12 protein-coding genes are annotated in these 21,452 nt (G+C 56.5%); 8 read left to right on the forward strand and 4 right to left on the reverse strand.

The genetic code is table 11. From position 1 onward, the window contains the following. Positions 1 to 20 precede the first annotated feature (20 nt). The 5 genes from OEU85_RS00455 (at position 21) to OEU85_RS00475 (ending at position 9,429) form a co-directional block, all read left to right on the forward strand. The gene (locus tag OEU85_RS00455; protein WP_262689462.1) at positions 21 to 1,250 is read left to right on the forward strand and encodes a glycosyltransferase; all 1,230 of its coding nucleotides are present in this window, start codon (positions 21 to 23) and stop codon (positions 1,248 to 1,250) included. A 154-nt stretch (positions 1,251 to 1,404) separates the two neighbouring features. Beyond that, a complete protein-coding gene (locus OEU85_RS00460) occupies positions 1,405 to 3,168 on the forward strand; it encodes a type I secretion system permease/ATPase (protein WP_262689463.1) in 1,764 nt (587 codons plus the stop codon). Continuing rightward, positions 3,168 to 4,580, forward strand: coding sequence for an HlyD family type I secretion periplasmic adaptor subunit (locus OEU85_RS00465; RefSeq protein WP_262689464.1), 1,413 nt, complete (start codon positions 3,168 to 3,170; stop codon positions 4,578 to 4,580). Before OEU85_RS00460 ends, OEU85_RS00465 begins: the two co-directional genes overlap by 1 nt. A 14-nt stretch (positions 4,581 to 4,594) precedes the next feature. After that, positions 4,595 to 6,700, forward strand: coding sequence for a DUF6212 domain-containing protein (locus OEU85_RS00470; protein ID WP_262689465.1), 2,106 nt, complete (start codon positions 4,595 to 4,597; stop codon positions 6,698 to 6,700). Next, positions 6,697 to 9,429, forward strand: a complete 2,733-nt coding sequence (locus tag OEU85_RS00475) for a glycosyltransferase (RefSeq protein ID WP_262689466.1) — start codon at positions 6,697 to 6,699, stop codon at positions 9,427 to 9,429. The genes OEU85_RS00470 and OEU85_RS00475 overlap by 4 nt, the downstream gene beginning before the upstream one ends. A 3-nt stretch (positions 9,430 to 9,432) precedes the next feature. Here OEU85_RS00475 and OEU85_RS00480 read toward each other — a convergent pair whose 3' ends face one another. Both OEU85_RS00480 and OEU85_RS00485 read right to left on the reverse strand, forming a co-directional pair. After that, the gene (locus tag OEU85_RS00480) at positions 9,433 to 10,194 is read right to left on the reverse strand and encodes a Stf0 family sulfotransferase (RefSeq protein WP_262689467.1); all 762 of its coding nucleotides are present in this window, start codon (positions 10,192 to 10,194) and stop codon (positions 9,433 to 9,435) included. A gap of 84 nt (positions 10,195 to 10,278) precedes the next feature. Next, positions 10,279 to 12,975 carry a glycosyltransferase gene (locus OEU85_RS00485; RefSeq protein WP_262689468.1) on the reverse strand — a complete coding sequence of 899 codons (2,697 nt, stop codon included), beginning with the start codon at positions 12,973 to 12,975 and terminating at the stop codon, positions 10,279 to 10,281. Positions 12,976 to 13,191: 216 nt separating this feature from the next. Here OEU85_RS00485 and OEU85_RS00490 point away from each other — a divergent pair, with 216 nt between their 5' ends. Beyond that, a complete protein-coding gene (locus OEU85_RS00490; RefSeq protein ID WP_262689469.1) occupies positions 13,192 to 14,487 on the forward strand; it encodes an ATP-grasp domain-containing protein in 1,296 nt (431 codons plus the stop codon). Here OEU85_RS00490 and OEU85_RS00495 read toward each other — a convergent pair. Together OEU85_RS00495 and OEU85_RS00500 are read right to left on the reverse strand one after the other, a co-directional pair. Beyond that, the gene (locus OEU85_RS00495; protein WP_262689470.1) at positions 14,484 to 16,382 is read right to left on the reverse strand and encodes a hypothetical protein; all 1,899 of its coding nucleotides are present in this window, start codon (positions 16,380 to 16,382) and stop codon (positions 14,484 to 14,486) included. The genes OEU85_RS00490 and OEU85_RS00495 overlap by 4 nt on opposite strands. Before the next feature lie 91 nt (positions 16,383 to 16,473). After that, positions 16,474 to 17,589: a DegT/DnrJ/EryC1/StrS family aminotransferase gene (locus tag OEU85_RS00500; RefSeq protein ID WP_262689471.1), complete on the reverse strand. Its 1,116-nt coding sequence runs from the start codon at positions 17,587 to 17,589 to the stop codon at positions 16,474 to 16,476. 125 nt (positions 17,590 to 17,714) lie between these two features. Here OEU85_RS00500 and OEU85_RS00505 point away from each other — a divergent pair, with 125 nt between their 5' ends. Together OEU85_RS00505 and OEU85_RS00510 are read left to right on the forward strand one after the other, a co-directional pair. Next, entirely contained in the window at positions 17,715 to 18,719 is a 1,005-nt protein-coding gene (locus OEU85_RS00505; RefSeq protein WP_262689472.1) for a hypothetical protein, read from the forward strand. A gap of 276 nt (positions 18,720 to 18,995) precedes the next feature. Further along, positions 18,996 to 21,392 (forward strand): calcium-binding protein, encoded by a 2,397-nt coding sequence (locus tag OEU85_RS00510; RefSeq protein WP_262689455.1) that lies wholly within the window; start codon positions 18,996 to 18,998, stop codon positions 21,390 to 21,392. Positions 21,393 to 21,452: the final 60 nt, after the last annotated feature.

A 21,452-nucleotide genomic window follows, 5' to 3' on the forward strand; every position in this document is an offset into this window, starting at 1 on the left:
GGGATATAACAGGTTGGTTTATGAAGATACTTTTTTCACACAATAATTTTCCGGGTCAGTACCGGCGCCTTTCGGGCTATATCGAAGGCATGAAGGACGTGCAGGCGGCCGCCATAACTCTGGAGACCAACCAGAACAAATTTGCCTTGCCGCGTGTACCGTTCAAGCCGCATCGCGAGCCGCGTAAAGACGTTCACCCCGCCGTGGTTGGTATTGAGCGCTCCGTCCTGATGGGGCAGTCGGCCTATAAGGCGCTGCTCGATATGAAGAAAAAAAACGGGGCGCCTGATATTATTCTGGCGCATTCTGGCTGGGGTGCGGGCATGTTCTTTAAAGATGTTTTCCCCGATGCCAAGCTTTTGAACTATTACGAATGGTATTATCACTGCCATGGTGGCGACGGCGAATTTATTGAGCGCAAGCGGTATGACGCCAACGCGGAAATCCGTATCCGGATGAAAAATACGCCGATCCTGCATGACCTAGCGGCACAGGACTGGGGGCAAAGCCCGACACTTTTCCAGAAGTCACGGTTTCCTAGGATGTTTCAAAACCATATCAGTGTCCTGCATGACGGTGTTGATACGGAGTTTTTCTCACCGAAAAAAGGCGTCGGGGTCAAGGTGGGCGACAAGGTTCTGACGGCGAACGACGAAGTTATCACCTATGTTGCCCGCGGCATGGAAGCCTATCGTGGCTTCCCACAGTTCATGGAGGCCGTATCCAAACTGCAGAAGGTGCGGCCTCGGCTGCAGGTGGTTATTCTGGGCGCGGACCGGATCGCCTATGGGTCGCAGTTGCCATCAGGCAAAGGCCTGAAGGAGCCCATGCTGGAGAAGCATGACTTTGACCATGACCGCCTCCACTTTATGGGACTGCAACCGCTTGACGTGCTGCGCGACCTGTTCCGCATTACATCGGCCCACATATATCTGACCGCACCGTTTGTGTTGTCCTGGTCCATGCTGGAGGCCATGAGCACGGGGGTGCTGGTGGTTGGTTCGGATACTGAACCGGTGCGGGAGCTGATCAAAGACGGCGAGAACGGTTTGCTGGTTGACTTCTGGAACACCGAGGCGCTGGTGGACCGCATGGTGAGCGTGCTGGAGAACCCGGCTGAATACGAGCATCTGAAATTGTCGGCGCGAAACCGCATCGTCAATCACTATGCAAAAGACGATTTGTTGCCAAAGTATTGGCAGATGATCACGGACGTTGCGGAAGGACGACAACCTTCGCTGAACCCGTGATAAACTGGTTGAGGCAATGCGCCGCAGGAAGGCAACATGTTCGACACCTGCCACGGCGTGTGCTATCGACAATTTTTGTTTTATGAACGGCCTGTTTCTCTGGAAAAGGGCCGGATTGGTTGGCCCGGTGCCAAAGTTGAATTGGAATTGATGGATGTCGGTTTACGACGAGTTTAAGGCCGAACGGCGGAAATACCTGAAATCGATCCGAATGGTCGGTGTGCTGGCCATTTTCGGAAATGTCGCCATGTTGGCGATGCCCGCATTTATGTTTCAGGTCTATACCCGGGTTCTGCAGGCCCAGAGCGTTGAGACGCTTGTAGCGCTGTTGGTTATCTGCCTCATTATCCTGGTGGCATATGGCTTCCTTGAGGCGGCAAAAAACAACTTGCTTTCCAGGGCAGCAGTCCGCCTTGAAAGCCGGATCGCCGGGCCATTGCTGGCTGGTGAGCTCGCACAGCAGAAAGATGCCAACGGGGAAAGCCTGAAGGACCTTGCCTTCTTGCGGACCACTTTGTCGTCGCCGTCATATGGTGCGATCTTTGACCTGCCGTTCATGCCGTTTTTCCTGTTCATCCTTTATTTCATTCACCCCCTGATCGGGGTGGTCGTCACAATCGGTGCCGGGCTTTTGCTTGCTCTGGCCGTGTGGGGAAACCGTATCAGTACGCCCTTCAACCAGGATACCAGCGAGAGCATGATCAAGGCCTATCGCCGGCTTGATAGTCATATGCGGTCGCAGGAGATTATCCGGGCGCAGGGCAGCTACGTGGAAAGTGTGAATGACTGGGGTCAGCATCAGGGCAAGCATCTGAGCAGCTATCTTGACTCTTTCGACATGACGGCGCGTTTCGGCGCTGCCTCAAAAGCCGCCCGCCAAATCCTTCAAATCCTGATTACCGCTGTTGGCGCGGCGCTTGTATTGGGTGGTGATGCAGATTTTGGTGTTATTTTTGGCGCCGCGATCATTGGTGCACGGGCCTTGCAGCCAATGGAACAGATTGTCGGCGGATGGCGGCAGCTGATCATGGGCCGGGAGGCTTATGACAGGCTGTGCAAGCGAATGGAAGAACTGAAACTGCCGGAAAACCGCACACCGTTGCCACGCCCGCGCGGCGAACTGACGGTTGCGCGGCTTGCGTATATGCCTTCACCCAAGTCCGAACCAATTTTGCGCAACATCAACTGTGTTATCAAGCCGGGTGATTGTGTTGCTGTTATCGGGGGCTCTGGCTCCGGCAAGTCGACCCTCGCGCGGCTTCTTGTGGGCTACCTCGAACCAACAACGGGCCATGTGAAGCTGGACGGAACGCCACTTAATGTCTGGGACCCGGTGGCGAAGGGACTTTATATCGGTTATCTGCCGCAACAACAGCAGCTGTATGAATCAACGGTGGCAGAAAATATCGCCCGCTTGCGGACGGAAGACGAGCCGCACATGGTGATAGAGGCAGCGAAACGCGCGGGTGTGCATGAAATATTGCAAGCCCTGCCGCAAGGCTATGATACCTTGCTGTCGCGCAGCGGTTTCTGGCCTTCCGGTGGGCAGGCGCAGATGATTGCGCTTGCACGCGCCATGTATGCAGACCCGCAGGTGGTTGTTCTGGATGAGCCGGAAACCGGCCTTGATAGCCAGAGTGAGGGTATTTTCCACAAAGTGATGGAAGCAATGCGGGAAGAGGGCAAAACCGTTGTTGTCATTACCCACCGGCCAAGTGCTCTTCGGTATGTGAACAAGGTGATGTTCATGCGCGCCGGCCAGATACAGGACTTTGGCCCCCGCGACGAAGTGTTGAAGAAAAACGGTATCACGACTGTCGCCGCGCAGCGCGCCGCCAAGAAATCTGGCGCAGCACAGGGTGGAGGCGAGAGCAAACAGAACCCGTCGGTCCAATCTAAAATAGAAAATGCAAACTGATGGAACAGAACGAAAATAAAACAACTGCCGGGACCTCGGTTGTACCGAAATCGGAAATTGGGCAGGAACTGGCCAAGCCGATTGAGCTTGACACCACACGGGTATTCAAACGCGAGGCGCTGGAACGCTGGCACGACAAGGTTGATTTTGCCAGTAGCCGTGGTCTCAAAGTGGCAAAGGTCATTCTTTTGCTGGTGTTTGGCCTTGGTGGCATCTGGGCTGCGACGGCCCCCCTTGGCGGGGCGGTGATTGCCACAGGCCGGGTTGCTGCGGAGAATCAGAACCGCGTCGTACAGCATCTTGAAGGCGGTATCCTGACCGAAGTGATGGTCCACGAAGGGGAGCGCGTGGACGCGGGCCAGGTGCTGGCATCGCTGGATACAACCCAAATTCGCCCACAGCTGGCGAACATGCGGTTGCAGCGGGCGGTTCTCCGGGTGCAACTGGCGCGCAGACGTGCTGAAATCGCGGGCGCGGACGAGATCACTTTCCCGGAGATACCGGATGACCTGCTTGACAATGCGCGCTTGCAGGAAACGATTGAGAGCCAGACCAGCGAATTTCATGCCCTCAACGACCTGACAGAATCGCAAATCGGTATTCTGGACAACAAGATCAAGGCGCTACGCGACGATATCCGAGGGCAGGAAGCTGTTATCGATGCGCGCAAAAATCAGGAGCAATTGCTCGCGCTTGAACTGAAAGATTTCAAGGACCTGCTGGAAAAAGGCCTTGTGCAGCGCACCCGCGTTTTTGCCACTGACAGGGAGCTTTCCATCGTCAGGGCAAACCTTGCCATTGCCAAGCTGCAGATCGAGAAATCGAAAAATGAAATCATTTCCACCGAAGCCCAGAAGGGGCAGGTGCGGCTGGAGCGATTGAAGCAGGCCGAGGATCTGTCGATCGAGCTTCAAAAAGAGCTCAATAAATATGACGCGGATATCTCGCGCTATAATGATGTGATCGAACGCATGCTTATTCGGGCGCCCTCAGCTGGCACGGTGTTCCGTATCGCCAAGAAAACCATTGGTGCTGTGGTCGCTCCGGGTGAAGCGCTGATGGAGATTGTGCCTGTTCTTGAGGATTTCCGGGTTGAAGCGCAGGTTGCCGTTCGCGATATCGAAGAGGTATATGTTGGCCAGGAAGTCGAGATGCGACTTCTGTCGGTCAAGAGCCGGTCCGCGCCGCCCCTGATGGGCAAGATCACCTATGTATCTGCCGATGCTGTTGTGACGGAGGCCAGCCCTCAAGGTAACTATATCGCGTATATCTCGGTTGACGATGGGCAGGATACAGGGTCTGTGTTGCCCGGTAACGTGGCGACGGTATTCATTAAAACAGAACCGAAGACATTCTTTGAAATTCTGGTGTTGCCGATCAGTCGATTTACCGAGCGCGCGTTCAAGGGCTAGGTCGAGGGAGCCACATGTTGGAGCTGAAGCTTACATCGGGCGCGTTGAAAACACTGTTTGGCGGCGGGCGTGTTGTCCTGTGTGACGAGGCGTTACTGCCGCTCGTGACCCCACATGTCGGGACGGCGTTCACCGCAGTATGCTGCCTGCCGGACGGGCGGATATTCCTTCCTGACGAGGACGCTTTAAACGCGGTTCTTGATATTTACGGCGTGCCGGCGACACTATGCGCCATCCTCGTGACACCGGCATCGAAACCGGTGTATGCGGAATGGGGCTGTGAACAGTTGCTGGCGAAAACCGCAACGGAGGCTCCTGTCCATGTGGTGTCGCCTGATGCGCAGGATGCAGAATTGCAGGTGCTGCGTTTCCTGATGGAGGTCCAGAACATAGCGGTGCAGGAAAAGGCGCGCGCCGCTGCATCTCTTGAGGCGCAGGTGGTTTATCTCCGCCAGGCGTCGGAACGCATGATGACGTCGCTCGCGCTGTCAGAGCGCATCATGGACAGCATCGGCTATGACAGTATGACCGAGATAGCGGTTCTGTCGCCGGGTGATGATAATGTCGGCCCGAAGGGGCAGGCATTTTATCAGTTCCGGCAGGTGGCGCCCGTGGACGGGCTTGGCCTCGCCGGTGTATCGGTTTTTGTCAGCGAACCGAGCGATGGGGAAGGCCAGCTTGAATTCGCCATCCGCCGTGATTTTGATGACAGGAAACTGGCAAGCCTTGTGATCCCATACGGTGTCTTGAAGGCTGGCTGGTATACATGCATGTTTGAGGATATCGTTACCGACGTGTTCGGTGACATTGTGCTTGAAATTACCTGGCAGGGCCCAGCCGACAATAACGGGCCGAAGCTGGCGCTAACCGCAATGAAAGCTGACCGGTTTGGCACGGCTGATGGGCAGCAGAGCCTGGCGCTGAAGTTCTATAAACGAATTTGTCGCCCGGATCTGAGTAAGGCAGCGCTGAGTGCGATCAATGTGTCATCGGATATAAGTATCCACACGCGGCCGGGTTATTTCCCGTCAAGAACAGGCTTTTATGGCGGTGAGGAACGGCTTGCCCCTGCACGCGGCGAGCATGATTTTGCGCCCTTCCAGCGTTCGGATGCCGAGGGGTGGATCCAGTGTCACCTCGCGACCGATGGTGTAACAGGCATGACCTTTGCCGCCGAAAAACCTCAAGGCGAAGTACGTTATCGGCTGTCCGTTGAACTGCCTGAAACCAGTACGCCTGTCATGGCTGTCCATGCGTTGTTTGTGCGCTCGCTTGACGATATTGAACAGCACGTCAGCGACCTCCTTGCCGGTAATGCGAACCATGATGTCATCTTGGCAGAAACCAGAGCTGTCATGTTGGGTGGTGAAAAACGTTCGCTGCTGCTGCATGTATATGACAAAGCGGCATCAAGTGGTTTTCTCGTCGTCGTCGCCAAATCGCTGGATGGCCGCCGAGACAACGGCTGGTGTCGGCTCAACGATATTGAGACCAGACGTGCGGTGACTGAACTTGTTGATGAGCATCGGGGCTCGAGTTTTGTGAAGGTGCCCGACGGCCGCTGGCTTGTGCGGGCCATACGCCTGCCGGAACTGACCGGTCAGGTGGAGTTTATCGAAGGGACCGAGAAGCGGGAAGAGCTGTCACGGGTCCTTGGGTTTTCACCCATGTTGCTGGATGAAAATGGCGGTTATCTCCAGACACACCCGCTCAAGGACCGCGTTTCTGCGGCAATTGTGCCTGCGATTGCGTCGGCGGGCACCAGGCGGCTGGTGGCGACAGCCGGAACAGGTCACCCCTCCGCGCCCGATTTTATCTATGTGTTCGCTGCCGCGCGGTCTGATCAGCCGGATATCGTTTCCGTAATGGCGATGATCGCGGATGAGGCGCAGACTGAGGCGCGCCGGGACGGCAAGCTGCAGGTTACTGAAGGCGTGTCCTGGGTTGCGGATCGGCTGAAGGCCACAGAGATCAGCCGATTTGAGTTGGATTTCCCGACACCGCTTGATGCGGCGCACGATGTGCTTTTTGCCGCGCTGCCAATCGACGGCGAGAACAGTTACGGCTGGTGTCGCTGGACTTCGCTCGGGTTGATCACCACCGACGGGAAGTACGCATGAGTGCGACATCGGCGTTACAGCACAATGAGGCGACAGCCGAAACTGCTGGACGGCAGTCTCTCCCCATTGGTGTTGTAATTCCGGCCTATGGGCACCCGCGTTTTCTGGGCGAAGCAATCATCAGCGCCTGCACGCAGGAGACCGAGCGCGATATCCGCGTGGTGGTGATTGACGACGGTTGCCGGTTTGAAGAAACCGCCAATATCGTTCACAATCTCGCCGAGGAATATCCTGGCAAGCTGTTTTACCTGCGCCAAAAAAACACTCGGCTACCTGGAGCGCGGAACAAGGGAGTCCGCTTTCTTTTGCAGGCGTTTCCTGAAATGGAGGCCATATTTTTCCTGGATGCCGATAACAGACTATCGCCTTATTCGATTGACGCCTATCGTTTGGCGCTTGGCGACGATGAGACAATTGGGTGGGCCTATCCGGACATATCCTTTTTTGGTCTGTCATGGGGGCGTGGCGGGTTCGATACCCGTGAAACTGCGCCGGACTATTCAGTTCTCAAGCATCTGGCAGGCAATATTTCCGAAGCGGGGTCGCTTGTCCGCGCGTCGATGTTTCACCATGGCGTCTTCTATGATGAAACCATGCGTTCAGGCTTTGAAGACTGGGACTTTTGGCTTGGGGCGCTGGGTGCCGGGTATCGTGGTGTCCGGGTAAAGGACGCCGGGTTCCTGTACCGCAGACGGGCCGAGAGCATGCTGGCAGATTCACGCCGCGAGGAAGAACTTCTTATCGCGCGAATGAAAGCCAAGCATAAAGCGCTTTTTGAGCCAGCCCATCTTATGCAGGTGTTACACGACGAAGCGCCGACCTTTGCTGTTATCAATGAAAATGGAGACAGGGTGCGGCTATTCGCAGACCCTGACAGCGGCCATCATGAAATGACCGGTGCCGCATTCGCGGATCTGCTGGCGCGGGTGAAAGCAAGCCCGAAGGAATATTTTTTCCCGCTTAAGGTTATGGTGTGTCCGGACGTGGTCTGGCAGATGCTAATGGGTCGGTGCCGCCCCTATTTGCGTTGGCTTTTCTGGCATTTGCTGAGGCGACCAGCCGACGCGCTGGCCATCAGCTTTCATGCAGGCGCTGGTGTTGAATGGCTCGGGACCAGCGCGCGTGATACCGCCCATATGCTGGCATTCGATGCAGCCTATTTTGAACGGGTGATGTGGGATGAAAGCCCCTTGGTGCAGTTGACGCCAGGCACCTTCCAGCACGCGGTCATTTCCTGCCCGCTTGAGGCGTGCCCCGCCGTCCGGGCCATCATTGACATCATCGCAGGCCTTGGGCCGATGTACAGCCGACTGCCGCGCGGTGCGAAATATCTGCGCCATACAGACCGCCGCTACGCAGGGCCTAATGCCCGCGCGCTATATAAAAATATTGTTGTGCCTGCTTGTTCGGCTGATGAAGACTATTTCCCGCCAGTTCCCTGGGTGCGGAAGCCGAGCGAAAAATGGTGCGCCTTTGTTATCATGGAAGCGGATACCCCGCGCGAGCGCCTGGTTGGCAGAATGACCCAGATGCGCGAAAAAGGTTACCGGGTTCTTGTTATTATTGAGCGCGAGGAAGGGATCGGCCCCTCGGGCAATACAGCAGATATAACCAATGTTGCAGACATGATTGTGCCAATCGAGTTTGAACGCAGCGAAGGTACCAGCCGATTTTATCTTGGCCGGTCTGTGTATTCGGTCATGACCGTGTTGCGCCAGCTGGAGGTTGAAACGCTGGCTGTGCATTTTGACATGCTGATCGCGGATTATGGGTCAACATGTCTTGAAGCTTTTGGCTCGGTAAAGCACAGGGGCGCGCAGACGCTGCTTATGCTGCCCGCGAGTGCTGTGCCGGGTATGGCCCCGGACGATTATGGCCGCATGCTTGCCTATGAGCATGCTATTGACAGGATTTTGACCGACGATGTCGCCCCGGTTCGGGCCGCGCTTGCTGCACAGGGGATGCCATCGGGGAAGATCAGTCAGGGGGATGGTTTTTATATCGACCTGTCGTCCGCGTGTGCAAAAGCGCCCGGGCCAGCGGTGATGTCCAAACCCCTGAACTGGCAGCCATCCAAAGGGTATGTCTTTATTGTCACTTATGGCCGCAGCGGGTCAACTTTGTTGCAAACGGTGCTGCAATCTATCGACGGCTATTTTATCCGTGGCGAGAATGAAAACGCGCTTTTTTCCGTTTATGAAGCATGGGCCCGCGCACGGATGATGCGCCAGCGTTTCGACACCCGACGCGCCGTGCCGCCGCACGGACCCTGGTATGGTGCCGACGAGGTAGATGCCGATGCTTTTGCCGCGCGAATGATCGATGCATTCATGGCTGAGATCGTGCGCCCGCCTGAAGACGCGCGGGTGGTGGGGTTCAAGGAGATCAGATATGGCGACCTGTCCGCTGAGGACCTGAGCGGGTTTCTTGCCTTCATGCAGCGCTTTTTTCCGCGAGCAAAGTTCGTTTTCAATACCCGGCACTGGGAAGACGTGGCCAAGTCTTCCTGGTGGCAGGATGCCGGTGAGGGCTTTGTCGAAGGCCTGGTGACGCGAAGCGATATGGTGTTTGAACGGTTCTGCCGCGATTATCCGGGCCAGAGTTATCTGATGCGCTATGAAGACTATGCGGACAATACAACGCAGTTCGAGAAATTGTTTGAATTCCTTGATGAACCCCTTGATATGGCCGCCATCAACGAACTTGCCGCCCAGCGGCTGGAGCACTAGTCTCTAGAGCTTGAGGGCGTTTTTGGCCTCTGCACGAAAACGTGCCTCATATTCTTTTTTAACCGCATTATCCTGTTTTCTGAATTTGCTTTTATCGCGCGCTATTTCTTCGAACGGTTCACCGATGAAACGCGAAACACCGCGCAGATGAGGCGTCGGTTTGGCAAGATAATCCTCGTACCACAGACCATGGTATTTTACCCCGAGCAAGCCAAGGGTGAGTTCGGCATCACTGTGATGTTTCAAAATCGATCGCAGAATGAGCTCTATTGAGTGGAAGTCATAGTCTGGCATATCGCCCTTGGGCTCGTGAAATGATGCCCATTGTTTATCGTGATGGGCAATAAAGTGTGAGACCGCCTGCGCGACAATATTCTTGCGTTTCAGCCATACGATATATGTGCCCTCTTCGAAGGCGTCCAGAAGGCCGAAACGGTGCAACATATCCAGCTGCACACAGCCAATTTTGGCGCCCCAGTGGGGTGTCGGGCAGCCTTTGCGCATCAGGCGGACGTATTGTTCGAAGGTTTCCAGTCCGCGTTTGGTGCCCGCGCGCTCTATATTGATGGCGTTGAATATCTCATTTTTCATTGTCAGCGTTGGCAACTGCTTCATCAACTCCACAAGATAGTTTGACCCACAGCGGTTGGTGAAAAGCACAAATACACCTTTGCCCGGAAACGTGCCGGTGATGCGTATTTTGTCGCGGTCGCCTTTAAAATAGGCGCGGATGTCTTTTTCATGCTGGTGTAAAATGCGTTTCATGAACTGCTTCGAATTGTTGAGCTTTCTGTTCTTTTAAGTGCATGCCAGGCTGGGTGCAAGGCTATTGAACTTGACCGTAGCCGATCACTTCCGGTGGCGGGTCGTGGCATAAAATGCGTCGGAGAGCAGGGTTGGTATGCTTTGCTCGCTTATCTGCTTCATTAGTGCGGCGTGTTTTCGTGCGGAGAGTGGTGCGGGCGCCTGCTCCAGAAGATAATCATTGATTTTCTCTGGCTGCGACAGCCATTCGTACGGCAGCACATGACCAAATCCCGCGCGTCGGATGCGCTCGGCCGGGGCGCCGATGTCCAGCACCACAGGCGGGATGTTCAGGCGGAATGCCATTGAGAGTGCATAGCTGTATGTCTCAGGCCAGATGGACAGGAACATCAGGTAATCAGGCTTGTAGCTGCGCAGCATGTCTGCACAGGCCTTGTCATCTTCATATTTTCCCATGACGGTCAGTGTCTCGATCCCACCGGAGCCTGTGTCGGAGTATCCAAAGAGGCGATACGCAACCTTCAGGCCGCGCGCCCAGCCGTCACGCGCGCAGTCTTCCATGACAGCGCGGCCCTTGTGGGGGCCAAGTGCTCCCATAAAGGCCAGCCGAAGATTGCGGCTTTTCCCCGGCGTGCCTGACTTTGAGCTGGCCGCCGGGCCAAGGTCCATGGATTCGGCGTGGGGAATGGCCTCACATTTGTTGGCGCCCAGAAAAGCGTTGGCGCGTTCGGCCGCGGCATCAGAAGGCGCAAAAACCCGCGCGGCACCCGTGATGAACTCGCGGTAGCGGGCTTGATAGTCCATAACCTCGACCCAGCCGTTAACTGGGGGAAATGTGTTTACACATTTGGCACAACCGTCAGGCCCGGGTTCGCCGCAATACACACCAGCGGGGGTCACGAACTGGCCGTGTGCGCAGATGGGCGCATAGTCATGGAAGGTGAAATAATAGGGCACACCACTTTCGCGCACCAGTGACATCACCTGCGATCGCGCGCTTTCGACAAAGGCAACCAAGCTGTGCACATGTACGAGGCGAGGCGCAAGGATGCCGATCAGCTCCCGCAGGAAGTCATAGTCGGCATGGACATGCAGTTCTTTCAGGTTGGGCGTGAAATAACCGTCCCGCGCATCGAAGGTGACATATTCCGTCATATGTTTTACCGAGCGCAGCACAACAACACCGACCCCTTCGGCCGCCAGTTGCGCCTTCAGGTCAATAATGTTTTTCTCAATGCCACCACCCCAGTCATGAGAGACAAAAAGCGCGATATCACCCATCGCACGTTTGAGACGCATGGCGTCCAGCCGCGCTCGTGCCTTGGCGCTGGGATCATGGGCGATATAGTCATGCACACCCCCCAGATACCCAGGATGTTTGGCGAGCAGGGACTTCAGTCCTTCGGCTTGCAGCGCGCCAGCATCCTCGGCGAAGGAAACCTCGCCGCGATGCCTGACATACACGTCTGTTGCCAGCACGTTACGCCAGCCTGCGTTGGCCGCCGCCACACAGAAATCATTCTCCTCGCCGTAGCCTCTTTTGAAGGTTTCTTCGTCGAACAGGCCCACCGCTTCGAGTGCGGCGCGGCGAATATAAAAACAGAAACCAACCCCTGTGGGAACCTCGACAAGATCCCCTTTGTTGGCCGCGTAACTGGCTTCCGCCAGCCCGGCACCACCACATTCCAAGCGGAAGTGATTGTTCTTGAGTGTTTCAGGGTAGCTGCAGATGGTGGCGTTATTGGAAAACGGCGTAATGGTGGCGATGCGTGTGTCGCCACCCGCGTGCGCCAGCAACCGGTCCAGCCAATGATCATAGACCTCGGTATCCGCGTTCAGAAGCACCACATCGCGGGCCGGGTTCAGCGCCATGCCACGGTTGACGGTGCCAACAAAGCCTAGGTTCATGTCATTCCTGAGAAGGGTGAACAGGCCCCTCGCGGCCAGGCGGTCCAGCGCTGCCGAGAGCTCGGGTTCAGGGCTCGCGTCATCAATTACGATCAGGTTTGCGGGTGCATCTGTGATTGCGCGCAGTACCGCCTGTATGGCGGTCAGGGTTTCAGCGACCCCCCGATATGCCGGGATGATAATATCGGTGGCGTCATCACCTTGGCGGGCAACCATGGGCGAAAGCGCGTCCCAGCTGTCGTCGCCAGGTGCCGCAAGGGGTCCCGATATGCTCAAGCCAAAGCGGTTGGGCACCAGCTCTCCTTCCAGCCCCTGATCCAGGAAATCGAGGATCGGGTTTCTAGCCTCTTGCCGTGCATCGCCCATCAGGCGGTCAAAAAGCGCGATGTCAAACCCGTATGACGGGCTGCGCCCATCCCGCCAGCCGCGTTCGCAGAAATGCCGTAGCGGATCAGTGCCAGCCGCCAGCGGTGGTTTGCGCTTCAGGTAATACTCGGCGTCGAAATAACCGGAGGCTGCGACCTGTGCCATTTCGGTGCGTAAGGAATCTTCCGCGCCTGCGTGCCCAAGGCCAAAGTCCGCCGGGTTTGGCAGCGGGCGTTTCTCTTTTTTACCCCGGCTGACATAATGCAGAAAGGGGTTTAGCCCCGCATCCCGGATGTCGGGGTAGGCCGCCAGATAAGCGTTTGTGGAAAACCAGGGCGCCGGATCATAGCCCTTTTTCCAGCCTTCCTTCAGATAATGCGCCAGCGGCGACTTGACGCCCGGTGGCAGGTCTGGATGGTTTCTAAGGTAGAAGGCTGTGTCGAAATTTTCCCGCGCCAGTTTGACCGCTTCGCGATGTGCACGCCATGAGTTGAGATGCTTAAGCATGGATAATGCTTCCACGTGTTGCGGCCGGAGCGGTATAAGGGCTTAGAATATCACCTGATTTCATCGCCCGTTTATCCGCCAGTTTACGCGGCAAAGTCAAGGACCGGCGATGGACGGGTGGCAATGGTCCATAGTCATTGGCATTGTCACAATCAGGCTTTATAAGCGAGGCACAAGAACGGACGCCGCTTTTGCCGTGGCGAGGGGGACATGACCATGGTCAAAAAACAGAATGTGCTGGTATTTCCTTGCGGGTCTGAAATCGGCCTTGAGGTGCACGCGGCGCTGAAATACGAAAAGTCGGTCACCCTGTTTGGCGCTTCCAGCGTTGACGACCACGGCCGCATGGTTTTCCGCCGCTATATCGGCGGCTTGCCCTACTGTAGCGACGACGGCTTTGATGGCGACCTGCAGGCCGTTATCGACAGGCATGATATCGACGTGGTGATCCCCGCGCATGACAGCGTGCTTTTGTATCTTGCTGAAAACCGGGACAAGTTCAGCGCCAAAGTCCTGGCGCCGGACGCTGGTGTATGCCATGTCTGCCGCTCCAAGAAGCGCACCTATGACGCGCTGGGTGGGGCGGGGTTTGTCCCGGCTTATTATGCCAGCCCGGCTGATGTTCCCGCGTTCCCCGTGTTCATGAAACCCGACATCGGGCAGGGGTCGCAGGGTGTGGTTCTGGCCCCCGACAAGGCGGCATGCGAAGCCGCGCTGCAGCACGACGCAGGCCTGCTGCTGTGCGAGTATCTGCCGGGGGCGGAATATACCATCGATTGCTATACTTCAAGGACGGGTGAACTGCTGTTCTGTTCGCCGCGTGAACGCATGCGCACAAAATCCGGCATCAGTGTGCGGTCAAAGAACGTATCGCTTGGCGACAAGGTGCGCGACATTGCCGAGACCATCAGTAGCCGCATAGGCATGCAGGGCGTGTGGTTTTTCCAACTCAAGGAAGCGGCGGACGGCACGCTGAAGCTGCTTGAAGTGGCGCCGCGTGTTGCCGGCTCCATGTCGGTGCACCGGGTTATGGGCGTGAACTTTGTGCTTCTCGGTCTTTTTGAACTGATGGGCTTTGATGTCGCCGTTATCCCGCCAGCAATTGGTGATATCGAAGTCGACCGCGCCCTTTCAAGCCGGTATGTGCACAGCTTCGACTATGACACGGTATATCTTGATCTTGACGATACGCTGATCGTGGATGGTGAACTGAATGAAACCGTTCTGATGTTTGTCTACCAGTGCAAGCGCCTTGGTCGGCGTGTCCGGCTTATCACCCGCCACTTTCAGCAGCCGGATCTTACGCTCGAAGCCCTTGCGGTGCACACCAGCCTTTTCTCGGATGTGATCTGGATCACCGACACTCGCCCCAAAAGCAGCTTCATCGGCGAAGGCGAACGCGCGATTTTTATCGACGATTCATACAAGGAACGGCTGGATGTGGCGCGGACCAAAGGCATCCCGGCCATCGGCCCGGATGCAGTGGAAGCATTGCTGGACTGGCGGCGCTAGGCTTTTTTGGGGCTCGTTTCCGCGGTGACCGGGTTGCCGCTCATGTCAACTCCCGCTTCGGCGAATATTTCTTCATAGTGCCAGCTTTTTTGCTCGGACGCCTGAATAACCTCATGGTTGCGGTACAGATAGTCCATAATCACGTTGAATTCCCACGCGTCCGCATCGTCTTCCACAAAAAAGGCCTTGTCGGGGTCATTCGCGAGAATGTTGTGGCTGATCTGCACTCGCTCACCCGGGTTGTTCACCAGGCGTACCACGGCTTTGACAAAGCCGTCCTCACTGTCAACGGTTAGCCAGTCTGGTTGGGCCAGTTCCTTGACCAGCGAACTGTCGTTCGCGGTATGCACTTCGGGGCCTGTCATGTTGACGATGGGCAGGCCCTGCAGTGCCGCGTCGACAATGCCGTTGGTGGCCCCAAAGGGAAAGGTGCTGAGGAAGATGTCGCACTTGTTCAGGTTGGCAATATAGTCGTTATAATTTGTGCGCGGCAATACCTTGTCATGGGGCATAATCTCGCTATAGCGGCGCATCAACGCCTGCTGCAATGCGCCCGACGAGTTCGGGAAGAACCAGAATTCAACCGGTTTTTTTGCCAGATCCCGGATGCGGCGGCAGGTATTGAGGAAGGTGGGTGTCACCTTGCGTGACCATGCTGGCACAGCAATGCGCACCACCTCCGGGTCCAGGCGGATCTCCGCCGGGATGTTGGCTGCGTCTGACCGGTGGGTGAAAAACGGCTTGGTCGGCCGCAGCATCACTTTCTCTGTCACGGTGGTGTCGCTGCCGATTTGCTCATCCGACAGGATGACATAGTCGATAGCGTCGGATTTGGTTGTCGCAGGATGGCCGAATGTCATGACCTGAATGGGTGCAAGCCTGATCGTCGACAAGGTGATTGTTGAAAACCTCATGCCAATGCTGGGGTAATAGATCACGTCGGGCTTGTAGCTCAGGATCTTGTCGATCAGATCTTTGGGCTTGTTGTGTTTGAACTTGACCGTCTCGACCGTGTGCGCAAGTGCTTTCAGTTCAGCGTTCGCGGGCACATCCGTCAGCAAAAGCGTGGTGTCGAAGTCTTTTTTCAGGGCGCGGATTGACGGGCCATAGCAGCGGTGCATGGCGTGGCTTGAGTTATAAAGCTCAGCAAAAATCACCAGCTTCGGTCGCTTTTTAGCCATCCGTTTCGTCGGCAGTTTGCGGTCGGTAATTTTCTGCTTTGCCAGCCAGTTGCGGATCACATTATTGAAGCAGCGCTTGATATCGTGCTTGTGGGACGCTTCGGCATAGCTGCACCCCATATAGGGCGGGCCCATGGTGTAAATTGTGTAAGGCTGCGGGTTTACATCTTTCCAGTGGTCGGAAAGCTCCAGCAGGCGGCTGCGGATATCTTCGGCCTGCTTGGTGTAAACCATCTGTTCCGACAGGAAGCCAAGCATGGTCGGGAATGACTGTGTTGGGTCCAGCTTGAGAAGCAGCGACAACAGCACATCATTCATTGCATTGATGGAAATGCCCGCAAACATGCGCAGCAGTTCAGTGCGGCGATAGGTGTGTTGCTTGCCTTCGCGTTGTCCGAACATATTAATAAGGTGGTCTGTGCCGCGATACCCGCTGATCTCGAATACCTGCACAAGCGCCCGCTTGAACCTGTTCAGTTCCAGAAGAAGGCCCACTGCCGGGTCAAAGCTTGTGTCTGTTAAAAGCTGCGTGATCGCGCTCGCGAGGCGGGTGGCTTCTTTTTCGCTGATAATCCCGACGCTCAGCGATTGGCCGCCAAAGCCAACCTTACCTGCCTCGACCAGTTCGAAAATTTTGTTAAGCGGCTTTCGCGCGTCAGCATATTTTTTTTCGAGGACGCAGGCCTCAACTTCTTTCAAGAGTTCAATAAACACTGAAAAGTCTTCCGGTAATATAGTCACATCCAGATGGCACCATCGCCCCCAAAAGCGGTTTTATCCCGTCATAGTGTGAAAAGCTACCATTCTAAGACAAAACATTTTGGCAGGTCTTCGCAACGGTCTGGATGTCATCCTCGGACAGGAATGCATGGAAAGGCAGCCCGATCAGGCGTGTCTTCAGGTCATGTATGACCGGAAGGCGGGCACCGTCTCTGCTGTGCAATACGTCTGCGTCCGCATAAGCTGCATGTTCATCAAGCGGTGGGAAATACCATTTCCGCACCTGAATGGCTGCGACTTCAAGTGCGGCAGCCACCTCAAGTGCCTTGCCCGAGGTGTCCAGCAGCAGCGTGCCCGGAATATAGCGATTCGTGGCCGGGTGGAAACGCTCGAGCCCGAACGCCGATATATAGTGGCGAAGGACAGTCTTGCGGCGTTCCTGTACATCGGTAAAGCGGATCAGTTGGGACAGGCCGTAGGCTGCCATGGCTTCGGCCATCTTCGCATTGGTGCCTACCTCGCGGCTGGTGCCATCCACAAAAGCAAAATTTGTCAGCCTGCGGGCGCGCTCGGCCAGGTCGCGTTGGCCGGTGACAAGCAGGCCGCCTTCACCCACACCGAAGGGTTTGGTCGCATGCAGGCTGAAACAAACCGGGATATCAGGATGCACTTCCTGATTGCCAAGCGCTGCCGCGGCGTCGACAAAAACCGGTATGCCGGTCTCGGCCTGGAAGGCGGCCCATGCCGCCATGTCAAGTGGATAGCCGTAGATTGCCACTGGCATGACGGCGTCTATTTTTGTTTGCTCTGCCGCTGCGCGGGCAAGGGCCGGCGTGAGATCCCATGTGGCAGGGTCGACATCCGAAAATACCGGCTGGTGTCCGGTAAGCCTGATAGCACCGGCTGTCGCCGAAAAGGTCAGTGCCGGGGTCAGGATGCGGGCTTTCGCGGGCAGGTCGGACACACGCAGCAAAATTTCAAGCGCAGTGGTGGCGGATGAAAAGGTAACGGTGGTCAACGTTTCCACGGGGCGGGGGGACATTGCGCCGATAAAATGGCACATACCAGCTTCGAATTCCCTCACGAGTGGCCCGAAGTTGGAGTACCATCGTTCATTGTCCATGCGCCGCAGGAAGGGCAGTACGTCCTCCGCACTGGGCAGGTCCGGCACCAGGCATTTGATTTTCCACTGGTCGAGCACGTCAACTCCCGTCTGTCCGTTGGTAGGGCCTTGAAGCGCGTATATCCTGCAAGCACAGCCCATGCAACAGCAATCGCGGAACAAGAAAACTCGCTTTTGTAGCCCGGATGGCATAAATCAATCGCATGACCGACAAACCAAAATTATATCTGCATATCGGGCGCCACAAATGTGGCACGTCATCCCTGCAGCGATTTCTGGCGAAAAATACCGCGGCGCTTGAAGGTGCGGGGTATTATTATCCAGCGCATATGCGCCAGCCGTTCGCTCACCACCCGGTTGCCCATTTTTATGCGGGGCTTTATGCCGGTGAGCCGGAGCGGCCAAGCCAGATAGAGCGTTTCTGGGCGGATGTGGCCGACCACGCCGTATCGGTGGTCAGCAGCGAGGCCTTTCAAAATATTGATCCTGCCCGCCTTGAGGTGGCGCTGGCGCCTTTTGATCTGACCATCATCGCTTATTTCCGCGAGCCGCTGGATTATCTGATTTCGTCCTACGCGCAGAAAGTAAAGGCCGGGAACACCGCGGCGACGCTGGAAGACTATGCCGCTGGCTTTTATGTGCCGTATCATGACTTCCTTTCGGGCTGGCAGGCTGCGTTTCCATCAGCGGGCCTTCGCATCAGGGCGTTCTGCCGGGACACACTGCTCAATGCGGATGTGCGGCATGATTTTCTTGCACAGATCGACTTGCCCCAGGCCGTGCGGGATACACTCACCTTCGTCAAGGAGGACGGCAATCCCAGCATCGGCGGGGATTTGCTCGAGTTCGCCCGGACGCTTGTGCCGCATAAGCAAGAACTTGGCGAGGTCTGGTGGCAACTCTATGAGGCGGTTCAACGTGTGGCGCTGGAGTACCCTATATATAGAGAGAAGCCTGCCATGCCAGAGCAGGTGCAAAAAGCTGTGCGCGACCGTCATGCGGCGCAGATGCGGTTTTTTTTGCGGGACTTTTTACCAGAGTGGCCGACGATGGCTGAAACCCGCGTCCCGGAAGGCGACTTTCGCGATGGCCTGACCATGAGGGCTGTCAACGATGTCTATGGCCGGGTTTTGAAGGCCGACCCGGCCCTGAAGATGTCCCTGGACCCCCTGATCGCGAAGGTGCGTTCCTCATCCCCGTGTGACTGATTTTTGTGTCCGGCTGGGTGTCGATTGTCATGGGGATGTAGGGGGCTGCCCAGCTCCCTGAAGCGGTCTTCTGGTCGAAAGTGCCATAAAGTACGTAATTTCTTGTTTTTTTTGGATTGTGTTCCAAAAATTCTGCCATTAGTATGGCCGCAGTTGAAAGCAATGTGCAGAGGAGTGCGTTGTTGACAACGAGTAATTATTTTAGTTAACGAGGGACTAAGGGCATGCTCAGGTGCCCGGTAAACAGATTCTCTTGGTGCTTTTAGGAGGAACACTATGGCTATTTACACACGTTTCGGTACGGAAAGTAACGATTCGATTTTCGGCACGGCGGATGACGATGTCACGTATGGTGCTGAAGGCAACGATCAGCTTTCTGGCGGTACAGGTAATGACTCGCTTTATGGCGAGGCAGGCAACGACACGCTGACAGGCGGCGCGAACGACGATGAACTGTCGGGCGGCGCAGGCGATGACAGCCTCGTTGGTGGCGACGGTAACGACAATGTTTCCGGCGGTGCGAACGATGATAAGGTATCTGGCAACGGCGGCGACGATACAGTCGACGGCGGCGCAGGTAACGACGAAGTTTATGGTGGTCCGGGCGACGACGTTCTGACGGGCGGCACGGGCGACGATACAGTTGACGGCGGTGACGGCGCGGATGACATTTCCGGCGGCAACGGCGACGACAGCCTTATCGGCGGTGAAGGCGATGACACGCTCTCGAGCGGCAATGCCAGCAGCGCTTCCGGCACAGAGACGATGGACGGCGGCAACGGCGATGACGTCTTCAACGATGGCACAGGCCAGGACGTTGTAGACGGCGGCCTTGGCGACGATACGTTTGTCATCGACGGTACTATCGACGAGACGACGGACCTGACGGTATCGGGCGGCACGGTCACGATTGACCTTGACGGCGACGGCAACGCTGACACGGTGACGAACGTTGAAGTGTTCCAGGCAGACAACGTAACGATCGACATGGGCTCGAACGACGACGTTAACTTCTCGATCTCGAACAGCCTCTCTGCAGTGGCTGGCGCTTCGGCGACGGGTTCGAACTACAATGACGACGTTCTGGTTTGGGACGCCTCAGCGGACGCGATTGTCACGACGGCGACCGCGGGTACCGAGTGGGGTATCACGGCGATCAATGGTACGGCAGTTGATTCAAACGGCGACACGGTTGCTGTTGACAACGGCACGATCACCGCGCTTGACACGGACAGCGATGGCAACATCGACAGCATCAGCTTCAAAGCCTCGACCGCGTTTGCGAACGAAAGCTCGAACGTTGATGATGAGTTCACGATCACGCTGACAGACGTTTCGAACGACGACGTTTCCATCTCGATGGACGTTACGACAACGGTTGTTGAAGACTATAACTACGATGCGGCTGAAACCGGTTCGACGATCACAGGCGACGCAGACAGCGAAGACTTTGACGGCGGCAACGGCGACGATCGCTTTGTTGGCAACAACGGCGACGACACCATGGACGGTGGTCTTGGTGACGACACGCTCAACGGCGGCAACGGTGCTGATTCGCTTAGCGGTGACGCAGGTGATGACGTTATCTGGGCTGGCGCAGGCAACGATGTTGTTGCAGGCGGCAACGGCGACGACACCATTGGTGGCGGTGCTGGTGACGACACGATCACCGGTGGTAACGGTTCGAACCTGATCTACGGCGGCACGGGCGATGACAGCATTGCTTCCGGCACGGGCGCGAACACCGATGGTGATTCGACTGTCTGGGCTGGTAACGGTGATGACACTGTTACGGGCGGCTACGGCGATGATGTTATCGGTGCTGGCAACGGCAACGACGACGTTGACGGCGGCGACGGCGACGACACGATCTATGGCGGCGGCGACAGCGGCACGGATGCTCTCCGTGGCGGCGACGGCGACGACCTGATCTTCGGCGGTGCCGGCATCGACACGCTTTCGGGCAACGCTGGTGACGACACTCTCTGGGGTGGCGACGGCAACGACTTTGCTTATGGCGCGGCCGGTGATGATCTTATCTGGGCTGGTGCAGGTGCCGACGTGGTTACCGGTCAGCTTGGTGACGACACCATCTGGGGCGGTGCAGGCAATGACACGCTGAACGGCAACGAAGGCGCGGACGTGATCAACGGCGGCGCTGGTGTTGACAGCGTGATGGGTGACGCAGGCAACGATACGCTTGACGGCGGTGCTGGTGACGACGTTGTGGCCGGTGGTGCCAACAATGACGTTGTTTCCGGTGGTGACGGCAACGATGACCTGTCTGGCGATGCTGGTAACGACACACTGAACGGCGATGCCGGTGACGATACGCTCACGGGTGGCGCAGGTAACGATGTGATGTATGGCGGTGCCGGTGACGACGAGTTCACCAGCGATGCTGGCAGCGACACGCTTGATGGCGGAGCCGGTGCAGATACGTTCATCTTCAGCGCGGGCCATGGCAACGACGTCATCAACGGCTTCAACGTTGATGAGGATACGCTTGACCTGACGGCGATCACCTCGATTACCGAACTGGACGACCTCGAGATGATCGATACGTCGCTCAACGGTACAAGTGGTGTGTTGCTGACCACCAGTGATGACGAATCGATCTTCGTGGCAGGCGTTACCTCCGCTGAGATCGTGGTGGCGATCGATATCGCATAAGCCATCTCGGTAATAAGCACCAAGAAAACTGGGGGAGCCAACCGGCTCCCCCTTTTTGTT

Source organism: Kordiimonas aestuarii, from assembly GCF_025574465.1.
GTDB lineage: Bacteria > Pseudomonadota > Alphaproteobacteria > Sphingomonadales > Kordiimonadaceae > Kordiimonas > Kordiimonas aestuarii.